General features: G+C 54.8%; 17 protein-coding genes and 1 other RNA gene. 7 read left to right on the top strand and 11 right to left on the bottom strand.

Translation table 11 applies throughout. The features are described from left to right. Window positions 1-39: 39 nt before the first annotated feature. Window positions 40-699: a PAQR family membrane homeostasis protein TrhA gene (trhA, locus tag AWR26_RS04190; RefSeq protein WP_007370251.1), complete on the bottom strand. Its 660-nt coding sequence runs from the start codon at window positions 697-699 to the stop codon at window positions 40-42. A gap of 348 nt (window positions 700-1,047) precedes the next feature. Here trhA and AWR26_RS04185 point away from each other — a divergent pair, with 348 nt between their 5' ends. Further along, the gene (locus AWR26_RS04185; RefSeq protein WP_007370250.1) at window positions 1,048-1,776 is read left to right on the top strand and encodes a MurR/RpiR family transcriptional regulator; all 729 of its coding nucleotides are present in this window, start codon (window positions 1,048-1,050) and stop codon (window positions 1,774-1,776) included. Between the two features lie 116 nt (window positions 1,777-1,892). Further along, window positions 1,893-3,326 carry a 6-phospho-beta-glucosidase BglA gene (gene bglA / locus AWR26_RS04180; protein WP_064563816.1) on the top strand — a complete coding sequence of 478 codons (1,434 nt, stop codon included), beginning with the start codon at window positions 1,893-1,895 and terminating at the stop codon, window positions 3,324-3,326. 102 nt (window positions 3,327-3,428) lie between these two features. Here the strand turns inward: bglA and AWR26_RS04175 are convergent, their stop codons facing one another. Beyond that, a complete protein-coding gene (locus AWR26_RS04175) occupies window positions 3,429-4,298 on the bottom strand; it encodes a LysR family transcriptional regulator (protein ID WP_064563814.1) in 870 nt (289 codons plus the stop codon). Window positions 4,299-4,424: 126 nt separating this feature from the next. Here AWR26_RS04175 and AWR26_RS04170 point away from each other — a divergent pair, with 126 nt between their 5' ends. Both AWR26_RS04170 and AWR26_RS04165 read left to right on the top strand, forming a co-directional pair. Next, complete coding sequence (locus AWR26_RS04170; protein WP_064563812.1) at window positions 4,425-5,171, top strand: SDR family NAD(P)-dependent oxidoreductase; 747 nt, start codon at window positions 4,425-4,427, stop codon at window positions 5,169-5,171. 139 nt (window positions 5,172-5,310) lie between these two features. Continuing rightward, window positions 5,311-6,762 (top strand): MFS transporter, encoded by a 1,452-nt coding sequence (locus AWR26_RS04165; RefSeq protein ID WP_064563810.1) that lies wholly within the window; start codon window positions 5,311-5,313, stop codon window positions 6,760-6,762. 183 nt (window positions 6,763-6,945) lie between these two features. Here AWR26_RS04165 and gcvP read toward each other — a convergent pair whose 3' ends face one another. The 7 genes from gcvP to AWR26_RS04130 all read right to left on the bottom strand — a co-directional run bounded on the left by gcvP (window position 6,946) and on the right by AWR26_RS04130 (window position 16,235). Next, window positions 6,946-9,819 (bottom strand): aminomethyl-transferring glycine dehydrogenase, encoded by a 2,874-nt coding sequence (gene gcvP, locus AWR26_RS04160; protein WP_064563808.1) that lies wholly within the window; start codon window positions 9,817-9,819, stop codon window positions 6,946-6,948. A gap of 173 nt (window positions 9,820-9,992) precedes the next feature. Continuing rightward, on the bottom strand, window positions 9,993-10,382 hold the full coding sequence (gene gcvH / locus AWR26_RS04155) for a glycine cleavage system protein GcvH (protein WP_007370242.1): 390 nt from the start codon (window positions 10,380-10,382) through the stop codon (window positions 9,993-9,995). A 26-nt stretch (window positions 10,383-10,408) separates the two neighbouring features. Continuing rightward, window positions 10,409-11,503 carry a glycine cleavage system aminomethyltransferase GcvT gene (gene gcvT, locus AWR26_RS04150; RefSeq protein WP_043956653.1) on the bottom strand — a complete coding sequence of 365 codons (1,095 nt, stop codon included), beginning with the start codon at window positions 11,501-11,503 and terminating at the stop codon, window positions 10,409-10,411. Window positions 11,504-11,925: 422 nt separating this feature from the next. Then, a complete protein-coding gene (gene ubiI / locus AWR26_RS04145) occupies window positions 11,926-13,128 on the bottom strand; it encodes an FAD-dependent 2-octaprenylphenol hydroxylase (protein ID WP_064563806.1) in 1,203 nt (400 codons plus the stop codon). A 15-nt stretch (window positions 13,129-13,143) separates the two neighbouring features. Beyond that, window positions 13,144-14,322: a 2-octaprenyl-6-methoxyphenyl hydroxylase gene (ubiH, locus tag AWR26_RS04140; protein ID WP_064563804.1), complete on the bottom strand. Its 1,179-nt coding sequence runs from the start codon at window positions 14,320-14,322 to the stop codon at window positions 13,144-13,146. Beyond that, window positions 14,319-15,632, bottom strand: a complete 1,314-nt coding sequence (gene pepP, locus AWR26_RS04135; RefSeq protein WP_064563802.1) for a Xaa-Pro aminopeptidase — start codon at window positions 15,630-15,632, stop codon at window positions 14,319-14,321. The genes ubiH and pepP overlap by 4 nt, the downstream gene beginning before the upstream one ends. Before the next feature lie 24 nt (window positions 15,633-15,656). Further along, window positions 15,657-16,235: a YecA/YgfB family protein gene (locus AWR26_RS04130; protein WP_139227927.1), complete on the bottom strand. Its 579-nt coding sequence runs from the start codon at window positions 16,233-16,235 to the stop codon at window positions 15,657-15,659. Window positions 16,236-16,462: 227 nt separating this feature from the next. Here AWR26_RS04130 and zapA point away from each other — a divergent pair, with 227 nt between their 5' ends. The 3 genes from zapA (at window position 16,463) to AWR26_RS04115 (ending at window position 17,635) form a co-directional block, all read left to right on the top strand. After that, the gene (gene zapA / locus AWR26_RS04125) at window positions 16,463-16,792 is read left to right on the top strand and encodes a cell division protein ZapA (protein WP_064563800.1); all 330 of its coding nucleotides are present in this window, start codon (window positions 16,463-16,465) and stop codon (window positions 16,790-16,792) included. Window positions 16,793-16,833: 41 nt separating this feature from the next. Next, window positions 16,834-17,017: non-coding RNA, 6S RNA (gene ssrS / locus AWR26_RS04120), on the top strand. A gap of 21 nt (window positions 17,018-17,038) precedes the next feature. Further along, entirely contained in the window at window positions 17,039-17,635 is a 597-nt protein-coding gene (locus AWR26_RS04115; protein ID WP_064563798.1) for a 5-formyltetrahydrofolate cyclo-ligase, read from the top strand. A 42-nt stretch (window positions 17,636-17,677) separates the two neighbouring features. Here AWR26_RS04115 and serA read toward each other — a convergent pair whose 3' ends face one another. Both serA and rpiA read right to left on the bottom strand, forming a co-directional pair. After that, window positions 17,678-18,910, bottom strand: a complete 1,233-nt coding sequence (serA, locus tag AWR26_RS04110; RefSeq protein ID WP_043956642.1) for a phosphoglycerate dehydrogenase — start codon at window positions 18,908-18,910, stop codon at window positions 17,678-17,680. A 267-nt stretch (window positions 18,911-19,177) separates the two neighbouring features. Beyond that, window positions 19,178-19,837, bottom strand: coding sequence for a ribose-5-phosphate isomerase RpiA (gene rpiA, locus AWR26_RS04105; RefSeq protein ID WP_064563796.1), 660 nt, complete (start codon window positions 19,835-19,837; stop codon window positions 19,178-19,180). Window positions 19,838-19,859 lie beyond the last annotated feature (22 nt).

Raw genomic sequence — 19,859 nt, 5'->3', positions numbered from 1 at the left:
ACGCGCTAAGCCGGGGCGAAAACCGCCACCGGCTTTAACTTAAAGCTGTCCGACGTACAAATAAATCGCCAGGAAGTGGCAGACACTGCCGCCCAGCACGAAGCCGTGCCAGATTGCGTGGTTATAAGGAATGCGTTTGCAGACGTAAAAAATCACGCCAAGCGAATAGACCAGGCCGCCCACGGCCAGTAGCGTTACGCCTCCAACCGACAGGCGCGTGGCAAGCTGGTAAATCACAATTAGCGACAGCCAGCCCATGGTCAGATAAGTCACCAGCGACAGCACTTTAAAACGATGGGCAATGGTGAGTTTAAATAAGATCCCCAGCAGGGCGAGGCTCCAGATGACAATCATCAGCCCACGCGCCAGCGGCGAGTCCAGCCCAACCAGCAGAAAGGGTGTATACGTTCCGGCAATCAGCAGATAAATGGCGCAGTGGTCAAATTTCTTCAGCCACGCCTTGGCACGCTGGTACGGAATGGCATGGTAAAGCGTAGAGGCGAGGAACAGCAAAATCATGCTGCCGCCATAAAGCGAGTAGCTGGTGATTGCCATTGTACTGGCCTTTGCATCTACTGCCTGTACCAGCAGTAGCACCAGCCCGACGATACCGAACACCAGCCCAATTCCGTGGCTAATGCTGTTGGCAATTTCTTCTGCCAGTGTGTATCCCTGTGCGATTAAGGGTTTCTTGGCCATAGCTAACTCCGGGAGAACTCAAAAAAACTTTGCGTTAATAGAGTAACTGAGAATGATTCCAGTGCACACCTGTACGCTAAAAAAAAATTCGTATCAATATATATGTAGTATTTAAGCCGACGACTGGCGTTACAACTGTTCAATCTTCTGGCAAGGAACATACGCCCATAAAACGTGAATGTAGGATGAAAGTATGAAGCGGAAATGACAATATGCAGGCCGCGAAATCAGATTCTTATGCCGGGGACAAAACTCAGGGCAAGCCAGCCAGAGTTATGGCAGCATGTAGTCACGCAATTACACGCTGGCTGGCAACGTTAACAGAGAGTAAAGGACACCACCGTGACGATGTTTACCCACTCCGCCATCGCCAGCCTCAATAATCTGGAGATGATGGTCTATCACTATGTGGTCAAAAACCGCGACAAAGTGATGTATATGACGATCCGCGAGCTGGCCGATGCGGCGGGCGTCTCCACCACCACGGTGCTGCGCTTTTGCCGCAAGCTTAACTGCGAAGGCTATTCGGAGTTTCGCGTCCGCTTCAAATTATATTTAGAGCAAAATGAGTTACCCCAGGCGAATTTTGGTGCCAGTGAAGTTATTAGTTTTTTTAAAAGCGTAAATAACGATGAATTTGATGCCCTGCTGAATAAAGCCGTCGATATAATATTATCTTCAGAGCGTATTATTTTTGTTGGCGCTGGAACATCCGGTGCACTGGCAAAATATGGCGCCCGTTTTTTCTCTAATATCGGAAAATTCAGCAACCATATCGACGATCCTTATTTTCCGGTCACCAATGATATGGCAAAAAATGCCCTGGCGATTGTCCTTTCCGTCTCTGGCGAGACCGAGGAGATCCTGCGTTTTGCCGGGCAATTCAGCCTGCATCACTGCAAAGTGCTGTCGATTACCAGCCACGAACAATCACGCCTGGCGAAACTGGCAGATTTTAACCTCTCCTGGCATATTCCTCCCACGCGTATTCCAGGCGGCTACGATATTACGACGCAGATTCCGGTTATTTATATTCTGGAATCACTGGGGCGTAAGCTGGCGAAGAAAATAGCATAAAAAAACAGGGCGTTTTTCTGGTGTAACAAATTACCCCGACGGCAATTTGTTATATCGTGACATTTAATTCACCTTTGTTAGACTCGTTAATAGCCAATATGACGAGAAGAGCAAAGATGAAAAAACTGACCTTACCAAAAGATTTTTTATGGGGCGGCGCCGTTGCTGCGCACCAGGTTGAGGGTGGCTGGAATAAAGGCGGCAAAGGCCCAAGCATTTGCGACGTGCTGACCGGCGGCGCGCACGGCGTACCGCGAGAGATCACCACCGAAGTAGTGGCCGGGAAATATTACCCGAACCATGAAGCGATCGATTTCCACGGTCACTACAAAGAAGACATCAAGCTGTTCGCCGAGATGGGCTTTAAATGCTTTCGCACCTCGATCGCCTGGACCCGTATCTTTCCAAAAGGGGATGAGCAGCAGCCTAACGAAGAAGGGCTGAAATTCTACGACGATATGTTCGATGAACTACTGAAATATAACATCGAACCGGTGATCACCCTCTCCCACTTCGAGATGCCACTGCATCTGGTACAGGAATATGGCGGCTGGACCAACCGTAAAGTGGTCGATTTCTTCGTACGCTTCGCGGAAGTGGTTTTCGAACGCTACAAGAGCAAGGTCAAATACTGGATGACCTTCAACGAAATCAACAACCAGCGTAACTGGCGTGCGCCGCTGTTCGGCTACTGCTGCTCCGGCGTGGTCTATACCGATCATGAAAACCCGGAAGAGACCATGTACCAGGTGCTGCACCACCAGTTCGTCGCCAGTGCCCTGGCAGTGAAAGCGGCCCGCCGCATCAACCCGGAAATGAAAGTCGGCTGTATGCTGGCAATGGTCGCGCTCTATCCCTTCTCCTGTAAGCCGGAAGACGTCATGTTTGCGCAGGAATCAATGCGCGAGCGCTATGTCTTTACCGATGTACAATTGCGAGGTTACTACCCGTCCTATGTGCTGAACGAATGGGAACGCCGCGGCTTCTCCATCAAAATGGAACACGGCGATGAACAGATCCTGCGTGAAGGCACCTGCGATTACCTGGGTTTCAGCTACTACATGACCAACGCGGTAAAAGCGGAAGGCGGCAGCGGCGATGCTATCTCCGGCTTCGAAGGCAGCGTACCGAACCCGCATGTCAAAGCCTCCGACTGGGGCTGGCAGATCGATCCTGTCGGGCTGCGCTACTCTCTGTGCGAACTGTATGAACGCTACCAGAAACCACTGTTCATCGTTGAAAACGGCTTTGGCGCTTACGATAAAGTCGAAGCCGATGGCAGCATCAACGATGACTACCGCATCGATTATCTGCGCGCACACGTTGAAGAGATGATGAAAGCGGTCACTTACGATGGCGTGGATCTGATGGGCTATACGCCGTGGGGCTGCATCGACTGTGTCTCCTTCACCACCGGCCAGTACAGCAAGCGTTATGGCTTTATCTATGTGAACAAGCATGACGACGGTACAGGGGATATGTCCCGCTCCCGCAAGAAGAGCTTTAATTGGTACAAAGAAGTGATCGCCAGCAATGGCGAAAAGCTGTGATGTTTTGAGGCGTTGCCGGATGCCAGTGGCACAAAGCATCGTGGGCTAACCAGAGCGGGACATGTTTTCTCTGTGGCGTGCTAAGTAGAATGGCACGCGGGTTCACGGTGCTCTCGTCGCCGGGTCGGCAAGCAGCGTATCGGCGATATCCAGCATGGCGCGTAAGCGGTCCATATGCCGGAGATCCTGGTGGTAGCCGACCCATATCTCTCTGGATGGCAGTTGCTCCTCAGTCTGAATGCGTTGCAGACCGGAAACAGCGTCTCCCAGCGGCCGTGGCAACACGGCCACCCCCATCCCCTGCAGGCACATTTGCGCCTGGACAGCCCGGCTTGTGCTGGTGAAAACACGCCTGGAGCGGGGGAATCTGTCGAGCAACCACGAGACATCAGGAAAATGTGACTGGGCGGTGTTCATCAGAATAAGCCCCACTGACGCCGGATCGTTGTGCAGTGTCTGTGCGGTTTCAGGCGTACCGTAAAGACCATAGGAAATGGTCATCAGGCGACGCTGGACAATGTCCGGCTCGGTAAAAGGCACGAGACGAAAGGCCACATCGGCATCGCGCCGGGATAAATTAAGTAAGCGGTAGCTGGCGATGACCTCCGGTACCACGGCCGGATGACGACGCGTCAATTCGACCAGCACCGGTGACAGCACATAACCCGCAAACCACTCAGCACATGAGATCCGCAAAATACCTTCGAGCCGTTGGTGATTACCCGCCAGGCGCCTTTCTAGTGCCAGCGCAGAATTTTCCATCGATTCCGCCAGGTTCAGCACCGTGTCTCCGGCATCGGTCAGCACCAGACCCTCACGCGTGCGGCGAAACAGCGGCTGTTGTGCCTCATCTTCGAGTGCTTTGATCCGTCGGCCCACCGTCGGATGGCTCACGCCCAGGCTTCGGGCGGCCTCGCCGAACGATCCCTTGCGGATCACCGCCAGAAATATCCGTACATCACTCCATTCCATATCCGCCCCCGTTCAAAAATGAACATCAAATATACATAAATGGCAGTTCCCTAACAATTATGCAGGCATCACCATAATGTCTCTTCACTGAACAGGCTGCTATGGCCTCATCCGGGATCTGAAAGTATGAACAAATTAAAAAACAAAGTTGCCATCGTCACAGGCGCATCCAAAGGTATCGGTGCCGGGATTGCCCGCCAACTGGCGGCGGAGGGTGCGAAGGTTATCGTCAACTACGCCACCGGCAAAACCGGTGCAGACAGCGTGGTTGCGGATATTGAAGCCGCAGGCGGAGAGGCCATGGCGGTCGCCGCAGACGTTACCAACCAGCGTGAGGTTGAGGCGCTGGTTAGCTCGGCGATTGAACATTTTGGGCGGCTGGACATTGTGGTGAATAACTCGGGAATTTATCAGTTCGCCCGGATCGAAGAAACCACCGAAGCGCTGTACCGCAAACAGTTCGACATCAATGTGCTTGGCCCGCTACTGGTCTGCGCCGCTGCCGTGCCGCATCTGGAGAAAGGCGGGAGCATCATCAATATCAGTTCGTTCGTCACACGCGTGTTCATGGCAGAGAGCGCTATTTATAGCGGCTCCAAAGGTGCCATTGACGCCATTACCGGCGTACTCGCGCGCGAGCTTGGTCCGCGCGGCATCCGCGTTAACGCCGTTAACCCTGGCCTTGTCGAAACGGAAGGTACGCACGCTACTGGAGCGATGGGTTCGGACTTCCAGACCTGGAACGAAGCGCAGACGCCGCTTGGTCGTATCGGTCAGGTGCAGGACATCGCGCCGATCGTCTCTTACCTTGCATCAGACGACGCAGGATGGGTGACCGGCGAGGTCATTATGGCGTCTGGCGGCATGCGCTAACGCGCCGCATTTCAATAAAGGCCGCCAGACAGTTCGCATGCAGGAAAGAGCCGGGATACCTCGCGCACCTGAATCCACATGTTTCATTTGTTCTACCCATTTTGCTTGATTGGAAACCGCAGGGTTTCCGGGAGGGGTTATGTCAGCACATAACATAACGCAAGCTGAACCTCGTCGCTGGGCGATGTTCGTTGTCTTATTGGTGGGAGCTTTCCTGCCACCGCTCGATTTTTTTATCGTTAATGTGGCGCTCCCGTCAATCCAGAGCGATTTAGCCTCTTCGTCTTCCGCGGAGCAACTGGTTATCTCATCGTATGCCGCAGTGTATGCGACCACGTTAATCACCGGCGGACGGCTGGGTGATCTGTATGGTCGTGGCAAGATGTTTTTCCTTGGGCTGATTGGTTTTGCGGTTGCATCACTGTTGTGCGGGATCGCCGGATCGCCGTGGGTGTTGATTGTCGGGCGCGCACTGCAGGGCGCTTCGGCCGCCGTCATGGCACCGCAGGCGCTCGCTTCCGTGCAGGCGATCTTTCCTGAAACAGAGAAGCCATTAGCGCTGGGATTATATGGTGCCGTGTTTGGCCTTGCCTCCGTTATCGGACAGGCGCTGGGCGGCATCCTGATTACATTGAACCTGTTCAACCTCGGGTGGCGGGCTATTTTTCTTGTTAACCTGCCAGTGGCGCTGTTGGTCATTGTTTTTGGTATTCCATTGTTGAAAGAGACACGGGCGCCACATGCCCGCAAACTTGATCCCGGCGGTATGCTGCTGGCAACAGCAACGTTGAGCGCGCTAATTATTCCGTTGATTGAAGGCCGAGAGGCGGGCTGGCCCTGGTGGACGTGGCTATTATTCCTTGCCGCTCCGCTGCTGGCCTCGCTTTTATGGCGTTATGAAATACGCCTCAGCCGTCATGGCGGCTCTCCGCTGCTGGATCCTGTCGCGTTACGTGCGCCGGGGCTGGGTTGTGGGTTGGCGATCGCGCTGTTGTTCTATTCCATCGCCGCATTCTTTTTGCTGTTCTCGGTTTATCTGCAAAGCGCACTGCATGTCGATGCGCTAACGGCTGGCCTGATTTTTCTGCCGTTTGGTGCCGGTTTTCTGATTGGGCCGTTGCTCACCCCGTACCTGCGGCGCTTTGCCGGAAATTATCTGAGCACGATCGGGATGGGATGCGAAACCGTCGGGTTAGCAGGCCTGGCATGGCTGGTGACCACCACGGCGACGGGCGCGACTCCCGCAATAACGCCACTCGCCGCGCTGCTGTTTATCACCGGTTTTGGCCAGGGTCTGGCGATGCCAATGCTGATGCGCATGCTAACAGGCCGCGTCGCACCGGAATTTGCTGGCATGATTGCTGGTATCACCAGCTCCGCTTTGCAAGTCAGTACTGCGCTCAGCGTCGCGGTGATGGGCGGCATTTTTTACAGCGTTGTGGGCGACAGCCATAGCGCGACGGATATCACCCATGCGTTTGTCGTCGCAGTCCTGACAATGGCGTGCTGCCTCGCTGCGGGAGCAGGGTTAAGTATCAGGCTTATCCGGCAACCTGTTGGGTTAACGCCTGTGACGAAGGGTTTTCCCTGAGCGGTTGAAGTTGCCCTGCCGTTGCAGAGTAAGACATCACGAGCAGCGCAGTATGTGAATTCTGGAAAGCATCCAGTTGCGCCTTTCCCGACCTGACGCAGCGCGCGTCACTACTGCAATCGTCACCGTTCCCCAAAAGAAAAGGGCGCCGAAGCGCCCTTAAAAAATAGATGAATCAGTGAATTACTGGTATTCGCTCATCGGCACACAGGAGCAGAACAGGTTACGGTCGCCGTAGACATCATCCAGACGTTTGACGGTTGGCCAGTATTTGTTTGCGAAGCCTGCCGGGAACACGGCCAGTTCACGGGTATAACCGTGGTTCCACTCCGCCACCAGTTCATTCTGGGTGTGTGGCGCGTTCACCAGCGGGTTATCTTCCAGCGTCCATTCGCCCTGCTTCACACGGTCGATTTCGCCACGGATCGCCAGCATCGCATCGATAAAACGATCCAGTTCGACTTTGCTTTCCGATTCTGTCGGTTCCACCATCAGCGTACCGGCAACCGGGAAGGACATGGTCGGAGCATGGAAACCGTAGTCGATCAAACGTTTAGCGATATCCAGTTCACTAATCCCGGTCTCTTCTTTCAACGGACGAATATCGAGAATGCATTCATGCGCTACACGTCCATCACGACCGGTATACAGCACCGGGAACGCCTCTTTCAGACGGCTGGCGATGTAGTTAGCATTAAGGATCGCCACCTGGCTGGCCTGCTTCAGCCCTTCCGCGCCCATCATCCGGATATACATCCAGCTAATCGGCAGAATCGACGCGCTGCCAAACGGTGCGGCAGAAACCGCCCCCTGGCGCGTCAACATGCCTTCGATTTGCACCACGCTGTGCCCCGGAACAAACGGTGCCAGATGCGCTTTCACGCCGATCGGCCCCATACCCGGACCGCCACCGCCGTGCGGAATACAGAACGTTTTATGCAGGTTGAGGTGAGAAACATCCGCGCCGATAAAACCCGGCGAAGTGATGCCCACCTGGGCGTTCATGTTTGCGCCATCGAGGTAAACCTGGCCGCCAAACTGATGCACCACTTCGCACACTTCACGGATTGTCTCTTCATATACGCCGTGAGTGGACGGATAGGTGACCATAATGCAGGAGAGGTTATCACCCGCCTGTTCAGCTTTCGCGCGCAGATCGGCAAGGTCGATGTTGCCATTTTTATCACAGGCAACGACTACCACCTGCATCCCCGCCATCTGCGCCGACGCCGGGTTAGTGCCGTGCGCGGAACTTGGGATCAGACAGATATCACGATGACCTTCGTTGCGGCTTTCGTGGTAGTGGCGAATGGCCAGCAGACCTGCGTACTCTCCCTGCGCGCCGGAGTTTGGCTGCATGCAGAGCGCATCGTAACCGGTGAGCTTGACCAGCCACTCGGAAAGCTGAGTAATCATTTGATGATAGCCTTCAGCCTGTTCCGGCGGGCAGAACGGATGCAGTTCCGCGAACTCCGGCCAGGTGATAGGAATCATTTCGGCTGCCGCGTTCAGTTTCATGGTGCAGGAGCCCAGCGGGATCATCGCCTGATTCAGCGCCAGATCTTTGCGTTCCAGAGAGTGCATATAGCGCATCATCTCGGTTTCGCTGTGATAACGGTTGAACACCGGGTGCGTCAGGAACGCATCATCGCGCAGCATCCCCTGCGGAATGGAACGGCTATCGAGCGCAACATCTTTGTCCAGCGCATCAATATCCAGACCATGATTGTCACCCAGCAGGACACTAAACAGTGCCAGCACATCTTCGCGGGTGGTCGTTTCGTCCAGCGTAATACCCACCGCGTTCAGAATGTCGCTGCGCAGGTTGATCTCTTGCGCCTGGGCGCGCGCCAGCACAGCGGCTTTATCCGCGACCTCAACGCACAGCGTATCGAAGTAGTGCGCATGACGCAGTTTCAGCCCCTTATGCTGCAAACCGGTAGCGAGAATGTCGGCCAGGCGGTGAATGCGGCCCGCAATGCGTTTCAGCCCTTCCGGGCCGTGGAACACCGCGTACAGGCTGGCGATATTGGCCAGCAGCACCTGTGAAGTACAGATGTTGGAGTTGGCTTTCTCGCGGCGGATATGCTGCTCGCGGGTCTGCATCGCCATGCGCAGCGCGGTGTTACCGGCAGCATCTTTGGAAACCCCGATAATGCGCCCAGGCATGGAGCGTTTGAATTCATCTTTGGCAGCAAAGAACGCCGCGTGCGGACCGCCGTAGCCCATCGGCACGCCGAAACGCTGAGCGGAGCCAAACACAATGTCGGCGCCCTGCTTACCTGGCGCCGTCAACTGCACCAGCGCCATAAAATCGGCGGCGACGCTGACCACGATTTTGCGGGCTTTCAGCTCCGCAATCAGCGCGCTGTAATTGTGTACTTCGCCGGTGGTGCCAACCTGTTGCAGCAGAACACCGAAAACATCCTGGTGATCCAGCACTTTGTCAGCCGCATCAACAATTACCTCAAACCCGAAGGTTTCGGCACGCGTGCGCACGACATCCAGCGTTTGCGGGTGCACATCATCGGCAACGAAGAAACGGTTAGCGCCTTTCAGTTTGCTCACGCGCTTCGCCATCGCCATCGCTTCAGCGGCAGCGGTCGCTTCATCCAGCAGGGAAGCAGAGGCGATATCCAGGCCGGTCAAATCCAGCGTCACCTGTTGAAAGTTAAGCAGCGCTTCCAGGCGCCCTTGCGATACTTCCGGCTGATACGGCGTATACGCGGTGTACCAGCCTGGATTTTCCAGCATATTACGCAGGATCACCGGCGGTAACTGCACTGCGGTATAGCCCATGCCAATGTAAGACTTAAAGCGCTTGTTGCGGCCCGCGATGGCTTTCAGTTCGGCAAGCGCGGCGAATTCGGTGGTAGCTTCACCCACCTGTGGCGGCGCGGCGAGCTGAATATCTTTCGGTACGATCTGCGCAATCAGGGCATTCAGCGAATCTGCCCCTACGGTGTTCAGCATCTCCTGCTGTTGCGATGCGTCCGGGCCAATATGCCTGCCGATGAATGCGGTGCGATTTTCAAGCTGGCTTAACGTCTGAGTCATGAGCGATGGTTCCTGAAACGTGCGGTGAATCGTATTCGGAAATTATCTGAATACGCTAAAGCATTCGCGTTGCAGGAAGTCGGCGATGCTGCAAATCCCCAAACGCTACATCAGTAAGTAACCGGGATGAGCGAGCAAGCCAACGCGCCTGCAACGTGAAGGATGACGCGTATTTATTCGTCTTCTAACAATGCGGCGTATGCCGTTGCATCCAGCAGCGCAGCAACTTCCGATTCGTCACTGGCTTTGATTTTGAAGATCCAGCCTTCGCCGTACGGCTCGCTGTTAACCAGCTCCGGAGAGTCATTCAGCGCATCGTTAACGGCTACGATTTCACCGCCAATCGGCGCATAGATATCAGAAGCGGCTTTTACCGATTCGGCAACGGCGCAGTCATCGCCAGCGCTAACGGTCGCGCCCACTTCCGGCAGGTCGACAAACACCATATCACCCAGCAGTTCCTGAGCATGTTCAGTGATGCCAACGGTATAGCTACCGTCTGCTTCTTTGCGCAGCCATTCGTGTTCTTTGCTGTATTTCAGTTCGCCCGGTACGTTGCTCATTTTATTCTCTCCAGATAAAAATTACGTTACGCGACAGCTTTGCCATTGCGCACAAAAACAGGTTTGGTCACTTTGACCGGCATTTCGCGGTTACGGATCTGCACAATTGCCGTTTCGCCAATCCCGGCCGGAACGCGCGCCAGTGCAATACTGTAGCCAAGCGTCGGCGAGAAGGTCCCGCTGGTGATCACACCTTTTTGCACGTTGCCGTGCACATCAGTAAAGTGCACCGGTAACTCATTCCGCAGCACACCTTTTTCCGTCATCACCAGGCCAACCAGCTGTTCGGTGCCTTTTTCACGCTGTTGCTCCAGCGCTTCACGACCAATGAACTGGCGATCCTGCGGTTCCCAGGCAATGGTCCAGCCCATATTGGCAGCCAGCGGAGAGATGCTTTCATCCATCTCCTGGCCATACAGATTCATGCCCGCTTCCAGGCGCAATGTATCGCGCGCGCCGAGCCCGCAAGGTTTTACGCCCGCTTTCAGCAGATCCTGCCAAAAGCTGGCAGCTTTTTCGTTCGGCAAAGCAATCTCGTAACCCGCTTCACCGGTATAGCCCGTGGTCGCGATAAACAGGTCGCCCGCTTCCACGCCGAAGAACGGTTTCATTCCCTCAACCGCGCTGCGCTGCGCATCGGTAAACAGGCTGGCGGCTTTCGCCTGCGCGTTTGGCCCCTGAACCGCGATCAGCGACAGATCATCACGAACGGTGATATCGATGGCAAAAGGTTCGGCGTGTTGGGTGATCCAGGAGAGGTCTTTTTCGCGGGTGGCGGAGTTTACAACGAGGCGGAAGAAGTCTTCGGTGAAGTAGTAGACAATCAAATCGTCAATCACGCCGCCCGAGGCATTCAGCATGCCGGTGTAGAGGGCTTTGCCGGGCTTCGTGAGTTTAGCCACATCGTTTGCCAGCAAATATTGCAGAAACTCCCGGGTGCGGCTGCCTTTCAAATCGACGATGGTCATGTGCGAAACATCGAACATCCCGGCATCGCTACGTACTGCGTGGTGCTCATCAATCTGCGAGCCGTAATGCAGCGGCATCATCCAGCCATGGAAATCCACCATGCGGGCACCGCATAACGTGTGTTGTTCATACAAAGGGGTCTGCTGAGCCATCTTGTCCTCGTCGAATAAGCTGCGCTATCACGTTTTTCGGCGGCGTTCATTTCGCCAAAACGACCAGCGTCAACGGCCATTTCGGACGCCGACGCAAACGTTATCTTTTGCCTGAACTTAACACTGAAAGCGGCACTTAACCATAAGAGAAAATGGGCCATCACATTAGCTTATGACCTGTTTAGCTAAAAACAGCAACAGAGTTTTGTGCCAGATAAAAACGAAATCATCCACATAAAACATCAATAAAGCGACGTAACTGCGCCTTATTTCAATATTTCACTCCGCAAAAACATCATTTTTTCTGCAGTGAGAAAAATCACACATGAGTAAATCTAATCCGAAAAACGAGGTGAAATTAGAATATTTCAAATGAGGCAGGAAGTCCCCTTCCCGTTTGAGGGAAGGGAAATGTGATGGGGTTAACGCAACCACTCCGGAAGGTCATTCAGGCCGAGCGCCTGGCGCAGCAGTTGTGTTTTTACCCCTGGAAGGGTATCCGCCAGTTTCAGACCAATATCACGCAACAGCTTCTTCGCCGGGTTCGACCCGGCAAACAGTTCGCGGAAACCCTGCATTCCCGCCAGCATTAGCGCCGCACTGTGCTTACGGCTGCGCTCGTAGCGACGCAGATAGAGATGCTGGCCGATATCTTTGCCTTCGCGGCGCAGACGGCGCAGCTCGGTAATCAATTCCGCAACATCCATAAAGCCCAGATTGACGCCCTGCCCAGCCAGTGGATGGATGGTATGCGCAGCATCGCCCACCAGCGCCAGACGATGACCGGCGAAGTGGCGCGCATAGCGACCGGTAAGCGGATAAACCTGACGCTCGCTTGCCACACTGCACAGACCAAGACGATTATCAAAGGCCACGCACAGCGCCTGATTGAACGTCTCATCGCTGGCCTGTTGTAGCGTTTTCGCTTGATCCGGCGGCAGCGACCAGACGATCGAACACAGATGCGGATCGTTCAGCGGCAGAAATGCCAGAATGCCATCGTTATCGAACACCTGCCGCGCGACGGCCTGATGTGGCTCCTCGGTGCGAATGGTCGCCACCAGCGCATGATGGTGATAATCCCAGTAAGTTAGCGGAATATCCGCTTTGTTGCGCAACCAGGAGTTCGCGCCATCCGCCCCGACCACCAGCCGGGCCGTGAGCATCGTGCCATCTTTTAAGGTGAGAAACGCGTCGTTCTCGCCCCAGGCCACCTGCTGTAATTCGGCGGGGGCAATCATGGTGACATCCTGACACTGCTGCGCTTTATCCCACAGCGCCTGATGAATCACTGCGTTTTCAATAATATAGCCAAGGTGAGGATAGCCCATGCTTTGGTCGTCAAAGGAGATGCGGCCAAAGCTGTCTTTGTCCCACACTTCCATGCCGTGATAGCGCCCTGCGCGGTGGGCAATGATGTTTGACCACACGCCAAGATGCGTCAAAAGTTTTTCGCTGGCGGCGTTAATCGCCGACACGCGCAGCGCCGGTGGTGCATCTTCCGCCAGCGGCTGCGGAACATTCTGCTCCAGCACCGCAACCCGTAAACCGCTCCCCTGCAACCCGCAAGCCAGCGCCAGACCTACCATGCCGCCGCCGACAATCGCAACATCAACACTCTGCACTCTTTGCTCCTTTGATTAACGGGCTACCCAACCGAGGGTGCGCTGCGCCAGTACATCGCGCGCCGGGGTAAATAGTTCCATCGCCATCAACCCGATATTGCGCCCGACGACAAGCGGCGCCCAGCGGTTGGCAAAAAGATGCACCAGCCCGTCGGTAACGCCTATGGTTGCACTTTTGTCCGCCTGACGCTGGTGACGGTAGCGCGTCAGCACCGGATAACAGCCGACATCTTTCTGCTCCGCCCACGCCTCTGCTAACGTTTCCGCCAGCGTCATGACATCGCGCATGCCGAGGTTAAACCCTTGTCCGGCAATAGGATGCAGCGTCTGAGCCGCATTGCCGACCAGCACCGCGCGATGAGAAACCGGCGACGACGCGTTAGTCAGCGTCAGGGGATAAACGCTGCGTTTTCCGGCGTGCTCAATTCGCCCCAGGCGCCAGCCGAAAGCCTTTTGTAGCTCATGACAAAAACGTTCGTCAGACCAGCCAGCTACCTGCTGCTGTTTTTCCAGCGGATGACACCACACCAGTGAACAACGCCCCTGCGACATGGGCAACATCGCCAGCGGCCCATGCTCGGTGAAGCGTTCGAATGCACGTCCCTGATGCGGAACAGAGGTAGTGACGTTGGCAATGACCGCTGCCTGGTGATAGGGGGTTTTCTGCCAGAGGATCCCCAGTTGCTCGCCCATGTCCGAACGTGAACCGTCCGCCGCAACCAGCAACTGGCCACTAATCAGTTCGCCGCTTTCCAGCGTTACCGATACTTGGTGCTCATTACGGGTCAAATTGCTGACCCGATCGGGGCAATGTAGCGTCACGCCCGGCGCATTTTGCAGCAAGGTAAAGAGCCGCTGGCCGATATCATGCAGTTCAACCACCTGGCCCAGCGCCTCAAGGTGATAATCCTGTGCATCCAGCGTGACAAAACCGGCGTGACCACGATCGCTGACATGAACGGTCGAAATGGGCGTTGCACAACGGGCTATCGCCTGCCAGATCCCGACGCGCGCAAGCTGCTGGCACGTGCCTGCCGCCAGCGCAATGGCACGGGCATCAAAACCAGGATGATGGTGAGAACCCGGCGCTATCGCCTCCACCAGGTGAACCGGTAATTTTCCCTGCGTCAGATGTGAAATGACCAGCGCGAGCGTCGCACCGGCCATGCCGCCGCCAACAATAATCACGCTCATGAACGGCTCGCCGCCATCAGTGCTTCAATATCATCCGCCTTTTTAACCACGCTGGCGGTGAGATTCTCGTTACCCTCTTCGGTAATAACGATGTCATCTTCGACGCGGATGCCAATGCCGCGATACTGCTCGGGAACATCTGCATCCGGGGAAATATAGAGGCCCGGCTCAACGGTCAACACCATGCCAGGTGCCAGCTCGCGCGAACGATCCTGACCGTAAACGCCAACGTCATGAACATCCAGCCCCAGCCAGTGGCTTAACCCGTGCATAAAGAATGGGCGGTGGGCATTTTTTGCGATCAATTCATCGATATCGCCCTGCAGAATGCCAAGCTTTGCCAGACCTGTGATCATAATGCGCACCACTTCGCCGGTGACGGTCTGAATGGAGGTTCCCGGACGGAATAGTTCTAGCGCACGTTCCAGCGATGCCAGCACAATGTCATAAATTTCACGCTGTGCCGGGCTGAATTTGCCGTTTACCGGGAAGGTGCGGGTAATATCCCCGGCGTATCCCATATATTCACAGCCAGCATCAATCAGCACTAAATCGCCGTCACGCATCTGGCTTTCATTTTCAGTGTAATGCAGGATGCAGCCGTTCTCCCCCGAACCGACAATGGTGTTATAGGACGGGAAACGCGCGCCGTGGCGGTTAAATTCATGCTGAATTTCACCTTCAAGCTGATATTCAAACATTCCTGGACGGCAAACCTGCATGGCGCGGGTATGCGCCAGCGCGGAGATCTCCCCGGCGCGACGCATCACTTCGATCTCTTCGGCCGATTTAAACAGACGCATCTCGTGGACGATCGGACGCCAGTCAGTCAGCGTGGCAGGCGCTGTCAGATTCTGCCGCGCGCCTTTGCGCAGCTTCTCCAGCGCAGTGAACAGGATATTATCCGCATACTCATATTCACCCTGCGCGTGATAAACCGCGTCGAGGCCATTGAGCAACTGGTAAAGGTGCGTGTTGATTTCCGGGAACGCCAGCGCACGGTCGACGCCCAGCTTCGCTGGCGCGGCTTCCTGACCAAGACGGCGGCCAAACCAGATCTCGGCGGTTTTATCACGCACGCGGTTGAACAGCACGCTATGGTTGTGGGTGTCATCGCTCTTTATCAGCACCAGCACCGCTTCGGGTTCGTTAAAACCGGTGAAATACCAGAAATCGCTGTTTTGACGATACGGGTATTCACTGTCTGCGCTGCGGGTCGCTTCCGGTGCGGCAAAGATCAACGCCGCGCTACCCGGAACCATCTGCGCCAGCAATGTCTGGCGACGACGGAGAAACTCAAGCTGTGTCATGACACCTCCTTCCTACAAGACGAATTAATGTAACGTCGGCTTACGCACTTCTGGCGCGGTCGGCTGCGGGTGCGTGAACGTGTCGTGGCATAGCAGCGCAGCGACGCGGACGTATTCGATGATCTCTTCAAGCGACATTTCCAGCTCTTCCTGATCTTCTTCTTCGTCATAACCCAGTTGCGCGATGTTACGCAAATCGTCAATCGCTTCGCCGGTTTCGCCAGTCACTTTGTCGAGCTTCGGCTGCGTGACGCCTAACCCAAGCAGGAAATGGTTTACCCAGCCGGCGAGCGCATCGGCTCGGTCGAAAACGCTGACGTCATCGCCCTCCGGCAAATAGAGTTGGAACAGAAAGCCGTCGTCTTCCAGTGAATCGCTGGTTGCCGCATGCATTGCCCGCAGTGCCTGTGCCAACTCATGACCAAAAGCCAGCCCGTCGTTAGTTAAATCATGCAGCAGCGGCTGCCAGGAGCTGTCATCGTTGCCACCGCAGATCATCCCTGCGATAAGCCCATGCATTTCAGCAGGAAGCAGCCCCACGCCCTGTTGGTTGAGCAACTGGCCTACATCGTTGTAACCAGGTATTTCGTTCTGTATAGACATACGCATTCGTCGTCGTTGGTGGGAATATTCATGATATGCTACCACTTTGGCCCCTGGTGATATACCCGTGATGCTTCACGTTACATGCCATTGCATGCGACATCAGTCATTAAGGTATAGACGCAAAAAACTTGAAAGTGCTCACCAGGCTAGCTTATAGTGTCGCCCCTTCGCAGCCCAGGACTCGGATGCGAAGGCAGAGCGCAGTCAAACAGCAGGAAGGTGGCATGTCTGCACAACCCGTCGATATCCAAATTTTTGGTCGTTCACTGCGAGTGAACTGCCCGCCTGAACAGAGGGATGCTCTTAACCAGGCTGCGGAGGATCTGAATCAGCGGTTGCAAGATCTGAAAGTTCGCACTAGAGTCACAAATACTGAGCAGTTGGTGTTTATCGCCGCGTTGAACATCAGCTACGAGCTGGCTCAGGAAAAGGCAAAAACCCGTGAGTACGCAGCCAACATGGAACAGCGTATCCGAATGTTACAGCAGACCATCGAACAGGCATTGCTTGATCAGGGTCGCATAACAGACAGGCCGGGGCCTAAGTTTGAATAACACTTCAGGATCAACTGTGGTAGAGTGATCGTGAAGACAAAATTTCTCTGAGATGTTTGCAAGCGGGCCAGTCCCCTGAGCCGATATTTCATACCACAAGAATGTGGCGATCCATGGTTGGTGAGCATGCTCGGTCCGTCCGAGAAGCCTTAAAATCATGACGACGCATTCACCTTGAACCAAGGGTTCAAGGGTTACAGCCTGCGGCGGCATCTCGGAGATTCCCTTCTTTTTCTACCCAAAACCATGACGCAACTTCCTGATTTTCCCTCTTCACGACAAGAAATCCGCAAACTTATCCGCCAGCGCAGGCGTGCGCTAAGCAGCGAGCAACAGGCGCATTTTGCCCAGCAGGCAGCCGCGCGCATGATGGCGTATCCACCCGTCGTGATGGCGCATACTGTGGCATTGTTTCTCTCTTTCGACGGTGAACTGGATACTCAACCGTTGATTGAACAGCTCTGGCGCAGCGGAAAACGGGTTTACCTGCCGGTGCTCCACCCGTTTAGCCCGGGCAATCTGCTCTTTCTGCATTACCACCCGCACAGTGAACTGGTGATCAATCGCCTGAAGATTCATGAACCGAAACTGGACGTGCGCGATGTCCTGCCGCTTAATCAGCTTGATGTGCTGATTACGCCGCTGGTGGCGTTCGACGAACAGGGCCAACGTTTAGGTATGGGCGGAGGTTTTTACGATCGCACACTGCAAAACTGGCGCACTTACAACTTACAGCCCGTGGGCTACGCGCATGACTGTCAGGGCGTTCAGGCTCTGCCGGTGGAAGAGTGGGATATTCCGCTGCCTGCGGTAATCACGCCATCAAAAGTGTGGGAGTGGTAGCAGGTTTCCCCTCCCCTGCGGGAGAGGAAACCACAATACTTATCAGAACAGCAGACGGGCGCGAATCGTTCCAGGAATCGCTTTCATGCTCTGCAACGCTTTCTGCGCGACGTCTTCATCCGCTTCGATATCAACCACGACATAACCCATATACGGCGTTGTTTGCAGGTACTGCGCCGCGATGTTGATATTCTGGCTGGCGAAGATTTGGTTGAGTGCAGTCAGCACGCCAGGACGGTTTTCGTGGATGTGCAGCAAGCGACGGCCACCGTGCATCGGCAAAGAAACTTCCGGGAAGTTAACCGCCGACAGCGTAGAACCGTTGTCAGAATATTTAATCAGTTTACCGGCTACTTCAAGACCGATATTTTCCTGCGCTTCTTGCGTTGAACCGCCGATGTGCGGCGTCAGCAACACGTTGTCAAATTCGCACAGCGGGGAATCAAACGGATCGCTGTTGGTGGCGGGTTCCGTCGGGAAGACGTCAATTGCCGCACCGGCCAGATGTTTGCTTTTCAGCGCATCGCATAGCGCCGGAATATCGACCACCGTGCCGCGAGAAGCGTTGATCAGCAGCGCGCCAGGCTTCATCAATTTCAGCTCTTCAACGCCAATCATATCTTTGGTTGACGGGGTTTCCGGCACATGCAGGCTCACCACATCGCTCATGTTCAGCAGATCGGAAAGATGTTGTACCTGCGTGGCGTTGCCCAGCGGCAGCTTACTTTCGATATCATAAAAGAAGACGTGCATCCCCAGCGATTCAGCCAGAATGCCCAACTGCGTACCGATATGACCATAGCCGATAATGCCGAGTTTTTTACCGCGCGCTTCGTAGGAACCGACTGCGAGTTTGTTCCAGACACCACGGTGCGCTTTCGCGTTCGCTTCAGGAATACCACGCATCAACAGCAACAGTTCGCCAATAACCAGTTCCGCCACGGAACGGGTGTTGGAGAACGGCGCATTAAACACCGGAATGCCACGCTTTGCGGCCGCGTCCAGATTCACCTGGTTAGTACCAATACAGAAACAGCCCACAGCGACTAATTTTTCCGCCGCCGCGATAACATCTTCAGTCAGTTGAGTACGGGATCGCAGGCCGATAAAGTGGGCATCACGGATGGACTCTTTAAGCTGCTCGGTGTCCAGCGCACCTTTGTGGAATTCAATGTTGGTATAACCCGCCGCACGGAGGCTATCCAGCGCTTTCTGGTGCACTCCTTCGACGAGCAGAAATTTAATCTTGTCTTTCTCCAGTGATACCTTTGCCATTTACCCGACCCTGTTTTTTGTCTTGACTGTGATGTTGTGCGAAATGCAATTTTCTTCAGTCAACATATCAAAAAAAACTATTGCAGCAATATGAACGTTTGCGTGCGCACTCTGAAGAAATGTCATCCAGCGGGAAATGGCAGATAAAAATGCTGTTAAAGCGAGGAATGATGGCAGGTAGTGCATAGCCAGCGGATAAATGTGACAGATATCACCAAATTTACCGATCGCGTTTTTTTACAGGGAGGCGAGCGCCTCCCCGTCAGATCATTTTATGATGGTTTTCACACCGTCGGCGGTGCCGATCAGCGCCACATCCGCGCCACGATTGGCGAATAACCCTACAGTGACTACGCCCGGGATGCTATTGATGCTGTTTTCCAGCGCAATCGGATCGATGATCTCCATCCCATAAACGTCGAGGATCACGTTGCCGTTATCGGTGACAACGTTCTGACGATATTCCGGACGACCGCCCAGCTTCACCAGTTGACGCGCAACGGCGCTGCGAGCCATTGGGATAACCTCCACCGGCAGCGGGAATTTCCCCAGGATATCAACCTGCTTGGATGCATCAGCGATACAGATAAATTTATCCGCTACCGAGGCGATAATTTTCTCACGCGTCAGCGCTGCGCCGCCGCCTTTGATCATCTGCATCTGGCCGTTGATTTCGTCCGCGCCATCAACGTAGATACCCAATTTATCCACTTCGTTGAGATCGAACACGGTAATGCCAAGGCTTTTCAGTTTCGCGGTGGAGGCATCCGAACTGGAAACCGCACCTTCGATCTGGCCTTTCATCGTGCCGAGCGCATCAATAAAGTGCGCCGCAGTGGAGCCAGTGCCTACACCGACAATGGTTCCGGGCTCAACATACTTGAGTGCTGCCCAGCCCACTGCTTTTTTGAGTTCATCCTGCGTCATGGTCGTTCGCCTGTGGTGTGAA

Source organism: Kosakonia oryzae (assembly GCF_001658025.2).
GTDB lineage: Bacteria > Pseudomonadota > Gammaproteobacteria > Enterobacterales > Enterobacteriaceae > Kosakonia > Kosakonia oryzae.
Note: the sequence above shows the minus strand (reverse complement) of the source record. Positions and strands in the feature narration are given on the sequence as shown.